The organism is Achromobacter sp. RT286_PF, from assembly GCF_059760425.1.
This window is the reverse complement of record NZ_JCBAMR010000030.1, coordinates 19,715-34,383: the sequence shown is the minus strand read 5'-3', so window position 1 is coordinate 34,383 and position 14,669 is coordinate 19,715. Positions and strand designations below refer to the sequence as shown.

Below are 14,669 nucleotides of genomic sequence, written 5' to 3'. Positions count from 1 at the left end.
ATGTCAGACGCCCGCACCGGTAAGCGCCGGTCCGGGCGTCTTTTCTTTTATTCCCCTCACAAGACGGAGCCATGGACGTGAGCCGCAGCAGTTTCGATCGCGCAGGGCTGGCCCTGATGTTCAGCACCATCGTGGTCTGGGCAGGCAGCTGGATAGCGATGAAACTGATCGTGCCCTACATCGGCCCGTTCGACTTCGTGGCGTTGCGATACGTCGTGGGCGCCTTGGTGCTGTTCGCGCTGGCCATCGCCACGCGCCGGCCGCTGGGCATGCCGCCCTGGAAGCTGACCTTGCTGATCGGCTTGACGCAGACGGCCGGATTCCAGGGCTTCGTGCAGACGGCGCTGGTGTCGGGCGGCGTGGGCAAGGTATCGCTGATGGCCTACACCATGCCGTTCTGGGTGGTGCTGTTTGCGTGGTGGCTGCTGGGCGAACGCCCATCGGCCAAGCATGGCGTGGGCATCGGCTTGGCGGCGATCGGCCTGATCTGTTTTGTGGAGCCCTGGAATGGCCTGGGCGATATCCGGCCCGTGCTGTTGGGCCTGGGCAGCGGCCTGTGCTGGGGGGTAGGCACAGTGCTGTCCAAGCGCATGTTCGAGCGGCACGCGCCCGACGTCATGACGTTCACGGCCTGGCAGATGTTGTTTGGCGGGCTGGTCATGGTGCCCGTGGCGTATCTCGTGCCGCAGATCAGCGCGCAGTGGGGCTGGCAGTTGTGGGCGGGCATGACCTACATCGTATTGATTGCCACGGCCGCCGGCTGGCTGCTGTGGTTGCAGGTGGTGCGCCGCGTGCCCGCATCCATCGCCGGCCTGTCCAGCCTGGGCGTGCCTGTTGTGGCCATGTTGCTGGCGTGGGCCATCCTGTCCGAACGGCCGTCGCTGGGCGAGCTGGGCGGCATGGTTCTTATCCTGGCCGGCATCTTCGTGGTCAGCCGCGCGGCGCCCGCCGCCCGCGCCGCTTGATCCGCGGGCTCTTCGATTTCCCTTCCCGATCTCCTTTTTCCTATCAAGGATTCCCCATGATCGATCTGCGTAGCGACACTGTCACCCGGCCGACGCCCGCCATGTTGCAGGCCATGGTTTCCGCCCCGTTGGGCGATGACGTGATGGGCGACGACCCCACCGTGATCCAGTTGCAGGCTGCCGTGGCCGAGCGCGCCGGCAAGGCCGCCGGCCTGTTCTTTCCGTCGGGTACGCAAAGCAACCTGGCCGCGCTGATGGCGCATTGCGATCGTGGCGACGAATACCTGGTGGGCCAGTTGGCGCACACCTACAAGTACGAAGGCGGCGGCGCGGCCGTGTTGGGCAGCATCCAGCCGCAGCCCATCGAGCATGCCGAAGATGGTTCCTTGCCGCTGGAAAAGCTGGCGGCCGCCGTCAAGCCCCAGGGCGATCCGCACTTTGCGCGCACGCGTTTGCTGGCGCTGGAAAACACGTTTCACGGCAAGCTGATTCCCGCCGGCTACATCCAGGCCGCCACCGACTGGGCGCGCAAAGAAGGCTTGGCCACGCACCTGGACGGGGCGCGTGTGTTCAACGCAGCGGTGGCCAGTGGCAAGCCGCTGGCCGACATGTGCCAGCCCTTCGACTCGGTTTCCATTTGTTTTTCAAAAGGCCTGGGTGCGCCCGTGGGCTCGGTGCTGGTCGGCAGCGCGGAACTGATCGGTCGCGCGCACCGCTGGCGCAAGATGCTGGGCGGCGGTTTGCGCCAGTCCGGCGTGCTGGCCGCGGCCTGCCTGTATGCGCTGGACCATCATGTGACGCGCCTGGCAGAAGACCACGAGAATGCCCGCGCCATGGCGGAAGGGCTGCGCGGCATTGCCGGCGTTAAGGTGTTGAGCCAGGACACCAACATGCTGTTCGTGGAATTCCAGCCTTCCCGTTGCGATGCGCTGACCGAAGCGCTGGGCAAGGAAGGCATCCTGATGCGCGCGGTGTACGGTGGGCCGACGCGCCTGGTCACGCACCTGGACGTGTCGGCCGACGACGTCCAGCGCGTGGTGCAGGCCGTGGCGCGCCACCTGGCCTGATAGCGGCTGATAGCGGCCCAGGGGGCGGCGGGCAGCGTCAGGCGCCGGCGCGCAGCACGTCCGCCAGCACCGAGAACAGCTCGTCGATCTGGTTGCGTTCGATGATGAGCGGGGGCGACAGCAGCATCGTGTCGCCCGCCGACCGGATCAGGCAGCCGCGTTCCAGGCAGGCGTTGTGCACGGCATAGGCGCGCTGCCCCGGCTGACCCTCCAGCGGCGCCAGTTCAATGGCGGCCAGCAGGCCGATGTTGCGGATGTCCACCACATGCGGCAGCCCCTTCAGGCTGTGCGCGGCGTCTTCCCAGTAACGCGCCAGTTCCTGGCTGCGTTGGAACAAGCCCTCGCGACGGCAGATGTCCAGCGTCGCCAAGCCCGCCGCGCAGGCCACGGGGTGGCCCGAATACGTGTATCCGTGCGCGAGCTCGATGGCGCTTTCCGGCCCTTGCATGAACGCGTCGTACACGTGTTGCCGCACCAGCGTTGCGCCCATCGGAATCGCCCCGTTGGTCAGGCCCTTGGCGCTGGTGATGATGTCGGGCTTGACGCCGAAATAGGGCGACGCGAACGCGCCGTCGATGCGTCCGAATGCGCAGATCACCTCATCGAAGATCAGCAGGATGCCGTGCGCATCGCAGATCTCGCGCAGCCGTTGCAGATAGCCGCGCGGCGGCACGATCACGCCGGTGGAACCGGCCACCGGTTCGACGATGACGGCCGCGATGGTCGAGGCGTCGTGCAGTGCCACAATGCGCTCCAGCGTGTCGGCCAGGTGCGCGCCCCAATCCGGCTGACCGCGCGTGTACGCCATCTGCTGGCGATCATAGGTGTGGGGCAGGTGGTCCACATAGGGCAGCAGATTGCCAAAGGGTTTGCGATGCCCGCCGATGCCCGACACGGACAGGCCGCCGAACCCCACGCCGTGATACGAGCGTTCGCGCCCGATCAGCCGCACGCGCTGGCCTTGGCCGCGCGCCCGGTGATAGCCCAGTGCAATCTTCAGCGCGGTGTCCACCGCTTCCGATCCCGAATTGGAAAAGAACACATTGGAAAAGCCATCGGGCGCCTCGGCGCACAGCGCGTCCGCCAGTTCAAAGGCCAGGGGATGGCTCATCTGGAACGACGGTGCGTAATCCAGTTCATGCGCGGTTCGCGCGATGGCCTCCACGATTTCCGGGCGGCGATGGCCCGCGTTCACGCACCACAAGCCGGCGATGCCGTCCAGGACGCGGCGGCCGTCCGGCCGGATGTAGTGCATGCCTTCGGCGGCGGCAAACAGTACCGGGTTGCGCTTGACCCGCCGGTTGGCGGTAAACGGCATCCAATAGGCGTCGGTTTGAGAAAGGGCGGAGGGGGACGAGGACATGGGGACGATCCTGCTTCAAGGAGAGTTCAGGTCCGTATATTTTGTATTAATACAACGATAAATACAATACGGGTCGTCGCGCAGGCCCATCCGCGGCACATCATGCAGTCGCGCGCGAGCCCACCCTGGCCGAAGCGGGCGCAGGCGGAGGGGTAAGCGGGTCAGGAGGCTTGGAGCGACGCTTTCAGGTGGCGGCGCATCAATTGCGACGCCCACTCCTGGTCGCCGGATTCCAGCGCGTCGATGATTTGCAGGTGTTCGTTGCTGGAATTGACGAAACGCGCGTCGCGATAGAACGCAGCGTGCTCTTCCAGCCGGCGCAGATGGTTTTGCTGCTGCACCGCTTGCAGGATGTAGCGGTTGCCGGAGAAGCGCGCCAGGAGCTCGTGGAACGACGCATTCAGGCCAAAAAATTCAGTAGCCGAAATGTCGGCGTCGTCGCGCTGGATCAAGGCCTCATGCGCGGCCCGCATGCGCGCCAGCGCCGCTTTGTCCACGCGGAATGTGGGCTCCAGGAGCCCGGCGCATTCCACCGTCATGCGGAAACGATAGCTTTCGTTCAGCGCTTCGGCGCTTTCCAGCGACGGGGCAAATTGCCAGCCATGCCCCTTGCGCTTCTCGATCAGGCCATCCGCCGACAGTTGCAGCAAGGTCTTGGCCAGCACACTGCGCGGCGCGTCATAGCGCTGCAACAGATCACGTTCGGTAAAGGTCTCGGGCAGTTGGCGCGACGCGCGGTCATCGATCAACTGGCGCGTCAGCTCTTCCTGCGTGGGGCCGGCCCCTTCAATGGCCGGGGGCGCTGACGCCGCAGCATGGTCGGACACGGTATAGCCGCTGTTGGGCCGATGCGTGATCAAGCCCTGAGCGGCCAGCAGGCGCAGCGCGCCGCGTACTGGCGTGCGCGACACCTCGTAAGCGGCCGCCAGTGTTTCTTCCGACAGGTGTGCGCCGGGCTCGTGCCGCCGCGCCACGATGTCTTCGGCGATGTGTCGCGCCAGGTCGACTTGCAGCGGAGTAGGGCGGGCAGGAGCGGCGGGGGGCATGGCGCGTCAGAGGGGAAAAGGGCAGGCAAGGATGGTAGGGCAATGGTACCGGAGCGCCATCGCTTTTGAATCAGGCCCGGGCAAACCCTAATATTGAACTTTTTACTATATTAGTACAAAATTTGGCCGTCGATTCTGACCGTATCACCCAGGCCGCCGTTCGGCCCTATCCCGGAGTTTTGCTAGCGTGACGATGCCTACCCCGTTTCCCCTGGTCGACGTCCAGGGCAGTCCTTATGAACGCGGCCGCCAGCATGGCTCGGCGGTGCCGGAACACGTGGCGCGCAGCGTGGCCTTGTATCGGGGCCAGCTGGAACGCCGTGGCGTGGACGCCGCCCGCCTGAAGGAACTGGCCGCTGCCATGGTGCCGGTGGTGGGCGACTACGACGCTGCCTACCTGGAAGAATTGCGCGGCATCGCCGATGGCGCCGGACAGTCGCTGGAAGATGTGGTGGTCATCAACTGCCGCACCGAAATGATGTTCGGCCATGCGGAACTGGGGCGCGCCCGCAAGGGGCTGGACGACGGCTGCACCGGCCTGGTCGTATTGCCCGAAGCCAGCGCCGAGGGCAAGTTGATGCACGCCCACAACTGGGACTGGCGCGAAGAATGCGTCGACACCGGCATCGTCGTGCGCATGCGCCGTGAAGACGGGCCCGACCTGTTGATGTTCACCGAGGCGGGCAGCCTGGCGCGCCACGGTTTCAACAGCGCGGGCGTATCGCTGTCCGGCAATTTCCTGTCATGCGAACAAGACTATCAACGGCCCGCACAGGTGCCGCTGGTGCTGGTGCGCCGCAAGATGCTGGAAGCCACCAACATCTGCAACGCCATGAAAGTGCTGTGGGCGTCGCGCCGCTTCTGCTCCAACAACCTGATGCTGGCCCAGGCACAGGGCGAGGCCGTGGACCTGGAATGCGCGCCGGACGAAATCTTCTGGATCAGGCCGCAGGACGGCCTGCTGGTGCATGCCAACCACTGGATCAGCCCGCCCGCGCGCGCCAAGTTGTTCGACAAGGGCCTGGCCGCCAACCCTGATTCCATCTATCGCCAGCGACGCGTTGAGGACATGCTTGCGCGCCAGGGCGGCAAGGTCGGTTGGGATGCCGTCAAGCGCATCCTGGCCGATGATTTCGCCGCGCCCGACGGCGTGCTGCGTTCGCCCAAGCCGGCCAGCTTCGACAGCATTTCGGCCACCGTGGCCACCACGCTGATGGAGCCGGAAAGCGGCGTGATGTGGATTGCGCGCAAGCCCTATGAAGGCCGCAATTTTGCTGAATACCGGCTGTTCTAAGCCGCGCCAGGAGACCATTTCATGACGTCGAAAGTCTTGCGCGGCAAGCGCGCGCTAATGTTATCCGCTGCCCTGGCCGGCGCCTTGACGGGCCTGCCGGGGCTGAGCCAAACCCAAACCCCCGCGTCGTCCCCGCTGCCCGAGATCCGCTACGCCGAAGGCTCGGGCACGCCCACGTCCGTGCCCGGCGGCCGCTCGCGCAACACGTCCACCGACAACGTGCTGGCTCACGTGGTCGAATCGCTGGTCGCGCTGCGCGCGGACATGAGCGTGGGCCCCATGCTGGCCGACAGCTGGACGCTGTCCGACGACAAGCGCAGCTATACCTTCAAGCTGCGCCAGGGCGTGACCTTCCACGATGGCTCGCCGATGACGTCAAGCGACGTCAAATGGACGTACGGCTACCTGACCGGCGCGCAGTCCGAATACGCCTGCAAGAATCTTTACGACGGCAGCAAGGGCGCCAAGGTGGTGGACGTGCAAACGCCGGACCCCGGCACCGTGGTCTTCACGCTGGATGCGCCCTATGCGCTGTTCCTGGACCAGATGGCCAGCGTGCAATGCCCGATGCCGGTGCTCAGCCCGAAAAGCGTCGACGCCGACGGCAAGTGGATCAAGCCCATCGGCACCGGCCCGTACGTACTGGCCGAATGGAAGAAAGAACAATACGTGCTGCTGACGCCGTATGCCGGCTATGTGCCGCGTAGCGAGGCGGCCAGCGGCATGGCCGGCAAGAAGGTGGCATCGGCCAACGTGCGCTTTGTGGTGATTCCGGACGCCGCCGCGCAAAAGGCCGCGCTGATGGCCGGCCAGGTTGACGCCTACAACGCCGACGAAGACAACCTGCCGGCGAAAGACCCGCGCTGGTCCATCGTCACCGAGCAAGGGCTGGACACCGTCAACCTGTTGATGCAGACGCGCGCGCCGCTACTGTCCGACGTCAACATGCGCCGCGCCATCGCGCTGGCGCTGGATTTTCCCGCCATCGCCCGCGCGCTGAACAACGGTCAGGCGGCGTACAACCCGTCGCTGGTGCCGATTGCAAGCGTGTACTACTCCGAGGCTGACAAGGCGGGCTACGAAAAGAACCTGAGCGAGGTCAAGCGCCTGTTGCAGGCCGCCAATTATCGAGGCGAAACGCTGAAGTTGCAGGCCAACAAGCGCTATCCCTACCTGTACCGCGTGGCAGTGGTCACCCAGCAGTTGCTGAACAAGGCCGGCATCAAGACCGAGCTGGACATGCTGGAATGGGGCACGCAGGTCACGAACTTTCGCGAAGGCAAGTTCCAGCTGATGGCCTTTGCGTATTCGGCGCGCACCGAGCCCGCGCTGATGTATCGCGACGTGATCGGCGACAAGTCCAGGACGCCCATGGCGCAATGGGAAAGCCCCGAGGCCGCGGCCCTGCTTGAAGGCATCGAGGCCGAGTCCGACACGGCCACGCGCAAGCAGGCGTTCGACAAGCTGCACGCGCTGATGCTGCGCGATACGCCGCTGCTGATGTACTACAACAAGCCCGGCTACGTCGTCGTATCCAGCCAGCTTCACGGCTTTACCGGCTGGCCGCTGCGCAAGCCGCGTTTCTTCAACGTCACCAAGAACTGAGGCGCCGTGCTGGGCTATCTAACCAAGCGCATCGCGGCGGCGGTGCCCACGATCATCGTGGTGACAGTGCTGGTCTTCGGCATGATCCGCGCCATACCCGGCGACCCCGCATCGCTGATGCTGGGCGACATCGACAACCCCGCGCTGCTGGCCGAAATGCGCCACGCCCTGGGCCTGGACCGCCCCGTGGGCGAGCAGTTCCTGATCTGGGTCGGCAATGCGCTGCATGGCGATCTGGGCATGTCCATTGCCCGCCGCGAGCCCGTCATGCACCTGGTCCTGACGCATTTCGCGGTGACGGCGCAGGTGGTGTTGACGGCAACGTTGCTGGCCTGCCTGGTGGCCATTCCCGCCGGCATGATTGCGGCGTGGCGGCAAAACCGGCGCGCGGATACGGCCATCGTTTCCACCTCGATATTGTTCGTGTCCATGCCCAGCTTCTGGGTCGGCATTCTGCTGATCTGGCTGTTTGGCGTGAAGCTGAACTGGCTGCCCGTGTATGGCTTTGAGTCGATGGCGCAAAGCGGTCTGGGCGCGTTGAAGTACTTGGTGCTGCCGGTATGCGCCATCGTGTTGACCGAGATTGCCGCGATCACGCGGATGATGCGCGCCAGCACCATCGAAACGTTGCGGCTGGAATACGTGGCGCACGCGCGCGCCAAGGGGCTGCCCGAAAAGCGCGTGATGCTGCGGCACGTGTTGCCCAATTCCTTCGGCCCCACGCTCACCGTCATCGGCCTGATGCTGGGCCATCTGTTGTCGGGCGCGGCGGTGATTGAAACCGTCTTCACCTTGCCGGGCATCGGCCGGCTGCTGGTGGAAAGCATCTATGCACGGGACTACCCGGTGGTGCAGGGCTGCCTGCTGTTTATTGCGTTGTTGTACGTGGCGGTCAATCTGGTGGTGGATCTGCTGTATCCGCTGTTCGATCCGCGCGTGAAGCTTCAATAGGAACGTCATGACGGGTTTCAAACCGGGTTTCAAACATACCAATGCCGTGGTGGGCGGCGCGCTGGTGGCGGGCGTGGTGCTGCTGGCGCTGGTGGGGCTGGTGTACACGCCGCACGACCCGCTGGAAGGCGATCTGCTGGCGCGCTTTTCGCCGCCGTCGTCCGAATATTGGTTGGGCACCGACGAGTTCGGTCGCGACGTCTTGTCGCGCCTGATGGCGGGCGCGGGCGTCAGCGTGGCGGTCAGCGTGTTCTCGGTGCTGCTGGCCTTGGTGCTGGGCACGACCATCGGCGTGGCGGCGGGCTATGCGGGCGGTTGGGTGGATCGTGGCATCAGCGTGCTGGTCGATTCCATGATGGCGTTTCCCGGCTTGCTGCTGGCGCTGGGCATCATGACGGTGCTGGGGCCGTCCAAGTGGGGCGTGGTGCTGGCGCTGGGCCTGGCGTATTCGCCATCCGTCTCGCGCATTGCGCGCGGCGCGGCGCTGTCGCTGCGGCAGCGTGACTTCGTCATCGCCTCGCGCGCCACCGGGCATAGCGGCCTGTGGACGGTGTTCCGCCACGTGCTGCCCAACTGCGTGGCGCCGCTGCTGATCTTCGCAACGTCCATCTTCGGGTCGGCGCTGCTGGCGGAAAGCGCCTTGTCCTTTCTGGGGCTGGGCGTGCCGCCACCCTTGGCGACGTGGGGCGGCATGCTGTCCGAAAGCCGCAACGCCATGGACCAGGCGATCTGGCTGGCGCTGTTTCCGGGCGCAATGATTTCGCTAAGCCTGCTGGGCATCAACCTGCTGGGCGACGCCGTGCGCGACCGCCTGGATCCGCGCATGCGGGGGGTGACGGCATGAACGCACCTGACCATTCCCTGGCAGGCGCTGCGCCCTTGTTGTCGGTGCGCGATCTGGAAATCCGCTTTCCCGGCAAGCGCGATGCCGCACCGGTGGTAAACCGCGTGTCCTTTGACCTGAAGGCGGGTGAATCGCTGTCCATCGTGGGCGAATCCGGCAGCGGCAAGACGCTGATCGGCAAGGCGCTGTTGGGCCTGTTGCCGGATGCCGCGCGCATTACTAACGGGCAGGCATTGTTCGACGGCCGCGACGTGCTGCCGCAAAGTGCGCGCGACTGGCAGGCCACGCGCGGCACCGGTATCGGCATGGTGTTCCAGGAACCCATGGTGTCCCTGAACCCCGCGTTCCGCGTGGGCGAACAGCTGATCGAAGCCCTGGTCCTGCGCCGGGGCATGACGCGCAGCGCGGCCTGGGATGCGGCCGTTCAGATGCTCGAACGCGTGCGGGTGCGCGATGCGCGCGATTGCATGAAGCGGTATCCCCACGAATTCTCGGGCGGCATGCGGCAGCGCATCCTGCTGGCCGGCGTCATGCTGCTCAAGCCGCGCCTGCTGATCGCCGATGAACCCACCACCGCGCTGGACTGCGTCGTGCAAAAAGAAGTGCTGGACCTGATGGTCGAGCTGACGCGCGAGCAAGGCACGGCGCTGATCTTTATCAGCCACAATCTGGCGCTGGTGGCCGCGTACACGCAGCGCGTGCTGGTGATGTGCCGGGGGCGCGCGGTGGAAACGGGCGAGGTGTCGCAAGTGCTGTCGCGCCCGGCGGACCCGTACACCCTGAGCTTGCTGGACGCGCTGCCCAAGCGCGGTCCGGCGCGCGCGCCTGTGACGGGTGCGCCGATCTTGCAGGTGGATCAACTGGCCATCGACTACGCCGTACGCGGTGGCTGGCGCCGCAAGCGATTCGTGCGCGCGGTGCATCAGGCGAGTTTTCACGTGGCGCCCGGTGAAACGCTGGCCATCGTGGGCGAATCGGGCAGCGGCAAGACGACCGTCATGATGTCGATTCTGGGCCTGGTGCCGCAGGCGCAGGGACGCATTGCGCTGGATGGGCAAGCGTTGCCGCCGGGCGGCGAGGGCGGCATCTGGCGCACGGCGCGCCGCCGCATTCAGATGGTCTTCCAGGACCCGTACTCGTCGCTCGATCCGCGCATGACCATCGGCGCGCTGGTGGGCGAGGGGCTGCGGCTGGAAGCGGGCATCACGCCGGATGCCCGGCAACAGCGCGTGGACCAGGCGTTGCGCGATGTGGGCTTGGGCGACGGCTATGCCGAGCGCTATGCGCATGAGCTGTCGGGCGGGCAACGCCAGCGCGTCGCCATTGCGCGGGCGCTGGTGATGCGGCCGGAAGTGATCATCGCGGACGAACCCGTGTCGGCGCTGGACGTGACCGTGCAGAAGCAGGTTCTGGAAACGCTGATGTCATTGCAGCGTTCCTATGGCTTTGCGTGTCTGCTGATCTCCCATGACCTGGGCGTGGTCGAGCAGATCGCCGACCGCGTGGTCGTCATGCTGCGCGGGCATATCGTCGAAGAGGGATCGCGCGACGAGGTGTTCGACCATCCGACGCATCCGTACACGCGCCGGCTGTTGCAGGCCGTGCCCGAATTGCGCGGCAATGCGGCAGACGGATTCCGTGTGCAAGTGCGCGAGCTGCCCGCCGGCACGCGCCGCGCCGATGCGGACTACTTTGATCCGTCCCGCAGCGCGGACGAGGCCGCGCCTGCCATGACGCCGGTGGCCGCATCCGGCGCCACGCATCGCGTTGCGCTGGCAGCCGGCGTGGCGTTGGCCGAAACGGTAGCCGCCTGACGCGTCAGCCGTGCCGGCTGCGGCTGTCGGCGGGCGCTTCGTCGCGCGCGTTCATGCCGTAGTCGCGCAGCACCTGCGCGACGCGCAGCCGATAGTTCTGGAACACGCCGCCGCGTCCCGCTTTCTGGGCGCGGCGATGCGACTCCAGCGAGCGCCAGCGCTTGACGGCGTCTTCATCGCGCCAGAACGACAGGGACAGCAGCTTGCCCGGCGTGCTCAGGCTTTGAAAGCGTTCCACCGAGATGAAGCCGTCGATGGCCTTGAGCTCGTCGATCAAACCGGCGGCAATGTGCAGATAGGGATCGGGGTTGCCATTGGCGGGTTCGACTTCGAATATCACGGCGATCATGGTGCGGGTTCCTTTGAAAATGCAAACTGCGGCACGCGTGCGTTGGGCAGCGGCCGATACCGGAAGCGGGATGCCAGGGCGGCCGCGTCGGCGCCTGCGTGCAGCAAATGGAGCAGCGCGCCCGATAGGAAATCCGGCTGCCAGTATCCGCCGCCCGGGCACGCAACGATTCGATGCCGGCCGAACTATGCCTGCGGCGTGTCCGGCCCGCGGGCGCCCGCTACGCGCAGCACCGCCGCGTAGCCCTGGCGTGAGTCCGGCCATTGCAGCGTGAAGCCGCTGGCGCGCAGCCGCGCGTTGCTGAGCTTCTTGCTGCCCACATTGGCGGGGGCAGGGGCGATACGTGGCGCGGGCGCACCTATCATGGCAGCGAGATCGGCGTAAAGCGTGTGCAGTGGCAGCGGGGTGTCGTCGCACCCGATATAAACCGGTTCAACCTTGGGCAACAGCGCCAGATGCAGCACGGCGGCGGCCGCGTCGTCGATATGGATACGGTTGGCCCAATGTTCAGGCTGCGTCGGCGCGCCCGCCGCGCCGCTGCGCAGGCGTTCGATCAATTGCAGCCGGCCAGGCCCGTACAGCCCCGCCAGCCGCAGCGCGGTAGACGACAGGCCGCGCGCGGCCAGCGCGGCTTCTGCTTCAAGCAGAATCTTGCCGTTGAAGCCTTGCGGCGCGGGCGGCGTGTCTTCGGTGACCCAGTCGCCATGGTGTTCGCCATACACGGCGCTGGATGACACGAACACCACGCGCTTGAGCCGCGACGTGTCCAACAGGTTCAGCACGTTCTGCAAGCCGTCGATGAAGACGCCGCGATACAAGGCCGGGTCGCGCCCACCGGGGGCGGGCAGGTGAATCAGCCGTGTCACGCCTGATGGCAAGGCGGGCAGGGAATCCGCGCGGGTAATGTCGCCTTGCAGCCATTGGATGCCGCTGTCGTCGTCGGGCGGTTGGCGGCGCAGCGCGTGCACGTGGTCGCCGCGCGCCAGGAAACGCCGGGCCACGCGCTGGCCAAGGTCACCGCAGCCAATGAGCAATACGCGTTCAGTCATGATGTGCCGCCTGAAAAAAAAGGCACCCAAGAGGTGCCTTGTTACTGGGGATGTGCCCGGCCAGGATTACATACCGCTATACACCGGCCCTTCGCCGCCTTGCGGGGCCACCCAGACGATGTTCTGCGTGGGGTCCTTGATGTCGCAAGTCTTGCAGTGCACGCAGTTCTGCGCGTTGATCTGCAAGCGGTCCTCGCCGTGATCGTCCTTGATGAACTCGTACACGCCGGCCGGGCAGTAGCGCGATTCCGGGCCGCCGTACTTGGCCAGGTTCACCTGCACCGGCACTGACGGGTCTTTCAGGGTCAGGTGGACGGGCTCGTTTTCTTCATGGTTGGTGTTCGAAATGAACACCGAGCTGAGCTTGTCGAACGTCAGCTTGCCGTCGGGCTTGGGGTAGTCGATGCGCGCGCATTCCGACGCCGGTTGCAGACAGGCATGGTCGGGCTTGTTGTGGCGCAAGGTCCAGGGCATCTTGCCCTTGAGCAGCAACTGCTCGACCCCGGTCATCACGGTGGCCACCGTGCGGCCCTTCTTGAACCACTGCTTGAAGTTGCGGGCCTTGTTCAATTCGGTGTGCAGCCAGGACGCTTCGAAGGCCTGCGGATACGCGGCCAGTTCGTCTTGGCGGCGGTCGGCCAGCAAGGCGTCGAACGCGGCTTCGGCGGCCATCTTGCCCGACTTGATGGCGGCGTGGCTGCCCTTGATGCGCGAGGCGTTCAGGAAACCGGCTTCGCAGCCCACCAGCACGCCACCCGGGAAGGTCAGCTTGGGCAGCGACATCAAGCCGCCCGCCGTGATGGCGCGCGCGCCGTAGGCGATGCGCTTGCCGCCTTCGAACGTGCCGCGTATGGCGGGGTGCGTCTTGTAGCGTTGGAATTCTTCGAACGGCGACAGCCAGGGGTTGGCGTAGTCCAGGCCGACAATCATGCCGACGGCCACCAGGTTGTTGTCCAGGTGGTACAGGAACGAACCGCCGTAGGTGTCGGAATCCAGCGGCCAGCCGGCGGTGTGGATAACCAGGCCGGGCTTGGATTGCGCCGGGTCCACTTCCCACATTTCCTTGATGCCGATGCCGTAGGACTGCGGGTTGCGCCCGTCGTCCAGCTTGAAGCGTTCGATCAGCTGGCGGCCCAGCTGGCCGCGCGAGCCTTCGCCGAACACGGTGTAGCGGGCATGCAGTTCCATGCCGGGCTGGTAGTGGTCGGTGTGCGAGCCGTCGCGCGCCACGCCCATGTCGCCGGTGGCCACGCCACGGACGGCGCCGTTTTCGTCGTACAGCACTTCAACCGCGGCAAAGCCCGGGAAGATGTCCACGCCCAGCGCTTCGGCTTGCTCGCCCATCCACTTGACGACGTCGCCCAGACGGACGATGTAGTTGCCTTCGTTGTGGAAACAGGGCGGCAGCAGCCAGTTCGGCGTGGTGCGCGCGCCGGTCTGGGACAGGAACATGAACTTGTCCTGCGTGACCGGCACGTTCAGCGGCGCGCCTTTTTCTTTCCAGTCGGGAATCAGCTCGGTCAGCGCCAACGGGTCCATGACGGCGCCGGACAGGATGTGCGCACCCAGCTCCGCGCCCTTCTCAAGCACGCATACGCCGATTTCCTGATTCTTTTCAGCGGCCAGCTGCTTTAGACGGATTGCGGTGGCCAGGCCGGCGGGTCCACCGCCAACCACGACCACGTCATATTCCATCGACTCGCGTTCAGACATTTGCAAAGCTCCCCGTATGTATTCCATATTTGGCTGGAAGTAATATCGGCGATTGTATTGCAGGCGGAGGCCGTGTATGCCTTCGTATTTCTTTTAGTCTTCAGGAGTAATTGGTGAACCCGGACAATCTGTCTGCGCGGATTCTGGCGGTGGGCGATACCCATCAGACCGAATTGCCTTTGCGTTGGGGCGACTCTGACGCCTTGAATCATCTGAACAACACGCTGTATTTCCGCCTCATGGAAGAGGCCCGCATGCAGATTCTGTACGACGCGGGCTTTGCGTTGCCCGCCGATAACGGCGCGATCCTGGCCCACGCCTCGTGCGATTTCCTGCGTCCGCTGACCTACCCGGCTACGGTCCGAGTCACGCACAAAGTCACGCGCATTGGCCGTTCCAGCGCCGAATTCGAGCTGCTGCTTGAGAAGGTCGGCGACGACGCCGGCCCCTATGCGCGCGGTCGCAACGTGCTAGTCTGGATGGATTACGTGGCCAATACGTCCGCACCGTGGCCGCCCGAAGTGCTGGCCCAAATGGCGACGCAATTCCAGGCGGCGGCGTCAGAATAACGGCGCTAAAACGCCCGTCATGCCGTTAAAATCAAGCGCA

At 65.5% G+C, this 14,669-nt stretch carries 13 protein-coding genes; 8 read left to right on the top strand and 5 right to left on the bottom strand.

Going from position 1 to position 14,669, the window contains the following annotated elements:
• Positions 1-77 precede the first annotated feature (77 nt).
• Together AC6LJY_RS20690 and ltaE are read left to right on the top strand one after the other, a co-directional pair.
• Positions 78-965: a DMT family transporter gene (locus tag AC6LJY_RS20690; RefSeq protein WP_143215205.1), complete on the top strand. Its 888-nt coding sequence runs from the start codon at positions 78-80 to the stop codon at positions 963-965.
• Positions 966-1,021: 56 nt separating this feature from the next.
• A complete protein-coding gene (gene ltaE, locus AC6LJY_RS20685; RefSeq protein ID WP_046802623.1) occupies positions 1,022-2,032 on the top strand; it encodes a low-specificity L-threonine aldolase in 1,011 nt (336 codons plus the stop codon).
• Between the two features lie 37 nt (positions 2,033-2,069).
• Here the strand turns inward: ltaE and aptA are convergent, their stop codons facing one another.
• Both aptA and AC6LJY_RS20675 read right to left on the bottom strand, forming a co-directional pair.
• Positions 2,070-3,395, bottom strand: a complete 1,326-nt coding sequence (aptA, locus tag AC6LJY_RS20680; RefSeq protein ID WP_498136657.1) for an omega-aminotransferase AptA — start codon at positions 3,393-3,395, stop codon at positions 2,070-2,072.
• Positions 3,396-3,556: 161 nt separating this feature from the next.
• Positions 3,557-4,441: a GntR family transcriptional regulator gene (locus tag AC6LJY_RS20675; RefSeq protein ID WP_314361168.1), complete on the bottom strand. Its 885-nt coding sequence runs from the start codon at positions 4,439-4,441 to the stop codon at positions 3,557-3,559.
• A 193-nt stretch (positions 4,442-4,634) separates the two neighbouring features.
• Between AC6LJY_RS20675 and AC6LJY_RS20670 the strand changes: the two genes are divergently transcribed.
• The 5 genes from AC6LJY_RS20670 to AC6LJY_RS20650 are packed head-to-tail and all read left to right on the top strand — an operon-like array spanning position 4,635 to position 10,949.
• Positions 4,635-5,735 carry a C45 family autoproteolytic acyltransferase/hydrolase gene (locus AC6LJY_RS20670; RefSeq protein ID WP_498136672.1) on the top strand — a complete coding sequence of 367 codons (1,101 nt, stop codon included), beginning with the start codon at positions 4,635-4,637 and terminating at the stop codon, positions 5,733-5,735.
• A 21-nt stretch (positions 5,736-5,756) separates the two neighbouring features.
• Positions 5,757-7,340 (top strand): ABC transporter substrate-binding protein, encoded by a 1,584-nt coding sequence (locus tag AC6LJY_RS20665; RefSeq protein WP_498136656.1) that lies wholly within the window; start codon positions 5,757-5,759, stop codon positions 7,338-7,340.
• Between the two features lie 6 nt (positions 7,341-7,346).
• Positions 7,347-8,291, top strand: coding sequence for an ABC transporter permease (locus AC6LJY_RS20660; protein WP_046802627.1), 945 nt, complete (start codon positions 7,347-7,349; stop codon positions 8,289-8,291).
• 7 nt (positions 8,292-8,298) lie between these two features.
• Positions 8,299-9,135 (top strand): ABC transporter permease, encoded by an 837-nt coding sequence (locus AC6LJY_RS20655; protein WP_104143054.1) that lies wholly within the window; start codon positions 8,299-8,301, stop codon positions 9,133-9,135.
• Positions 9,132-10,949 carry a dipeptide ABC transporter ATP-binding protein gene (locus AC6LJY_RS20650; RefSeq protein WP_498136655.1) on the top strand — a complete coding sequence of 606 codons (1,818 nt, stop codon included), beginning with the start codon at positions 9,132-9,134 and terminating at the stop codon, positions 10,947-10,949. Before AC6LJY_RS20655 ends, AC6LJY_RS20650 begins: the two co-directional genes overlap by 4 nt.
• Before the next feature lie 4 nt (positions 10,950-10,953).
• Here the strand turns inward: AC6LJY_RS20650 and AC6LJY_RS20645 are convergent, their stop codons facing one another.
• The 3 genes from AC6LJY_RS20645 to AC6LJY_RS20635 form a co-directional block, all read right to left on the bottom strand.
• Positions 10,954-11,298: an antibiotic biosynthesis monooxygenase family protein gene (locus AC6LJY_RS20645; RefSeq protein WP_498136654.1), complete on the bottom strand. Its 345-nt coding sequence runs from the start codon at positions 11,296-11,298 to the stop codon at positions 10,954-10,956.
• A 185-nt stretch (positions 11,299-11,483) separates the two neighbouring features.
• Positions 11,484-12,347, bottom strand: a complete 864-nt coding sequence (locus AC6LJY_RS20640) for an NAD-dependent epimerase/dehydratase family protein (RefSeq protein WP_498136653.1) — start codon at positions 12,345-12,347, stop codon at positions 11,484-11,486.
• A 66-nt stretch (positions 12,348-12,413) separates the two neighbouring features.
• Positions 12,414-14,060 carry an electron transfer flavoprotein-ubiquinone oxidoreductase gene (locus AC6LJY_RS20635; protein WP_046802632.1) on the bottom strand — a complete coding sequence of 549 codons (1,647 nt, stop codon included), beginning with the start codon at positions 14,058-14,060 and terminating at the stop codon, positions 12,414-12,416.
• A 113-nt stretch (positions 14,061-14,173) separates the two neighbouring features.
• Between AC6LJY_RS20635 and AC6LJY_RS20630 the strand changes: the two genes are divergently transcribed.
• Positions 14,174-14,629, top strand: a complete 456-nt coding sequence (locus AC6LJY_RS20630) for an acyl-CoA thioesterase (protein ID WP_046802862.1) — start codon at positions 14,174-14,176, stop codon at positions 14,627-14,629.
• The last annotated feature ends 40 nt before the right edge of the window (positions 14,630-14,669 follow it).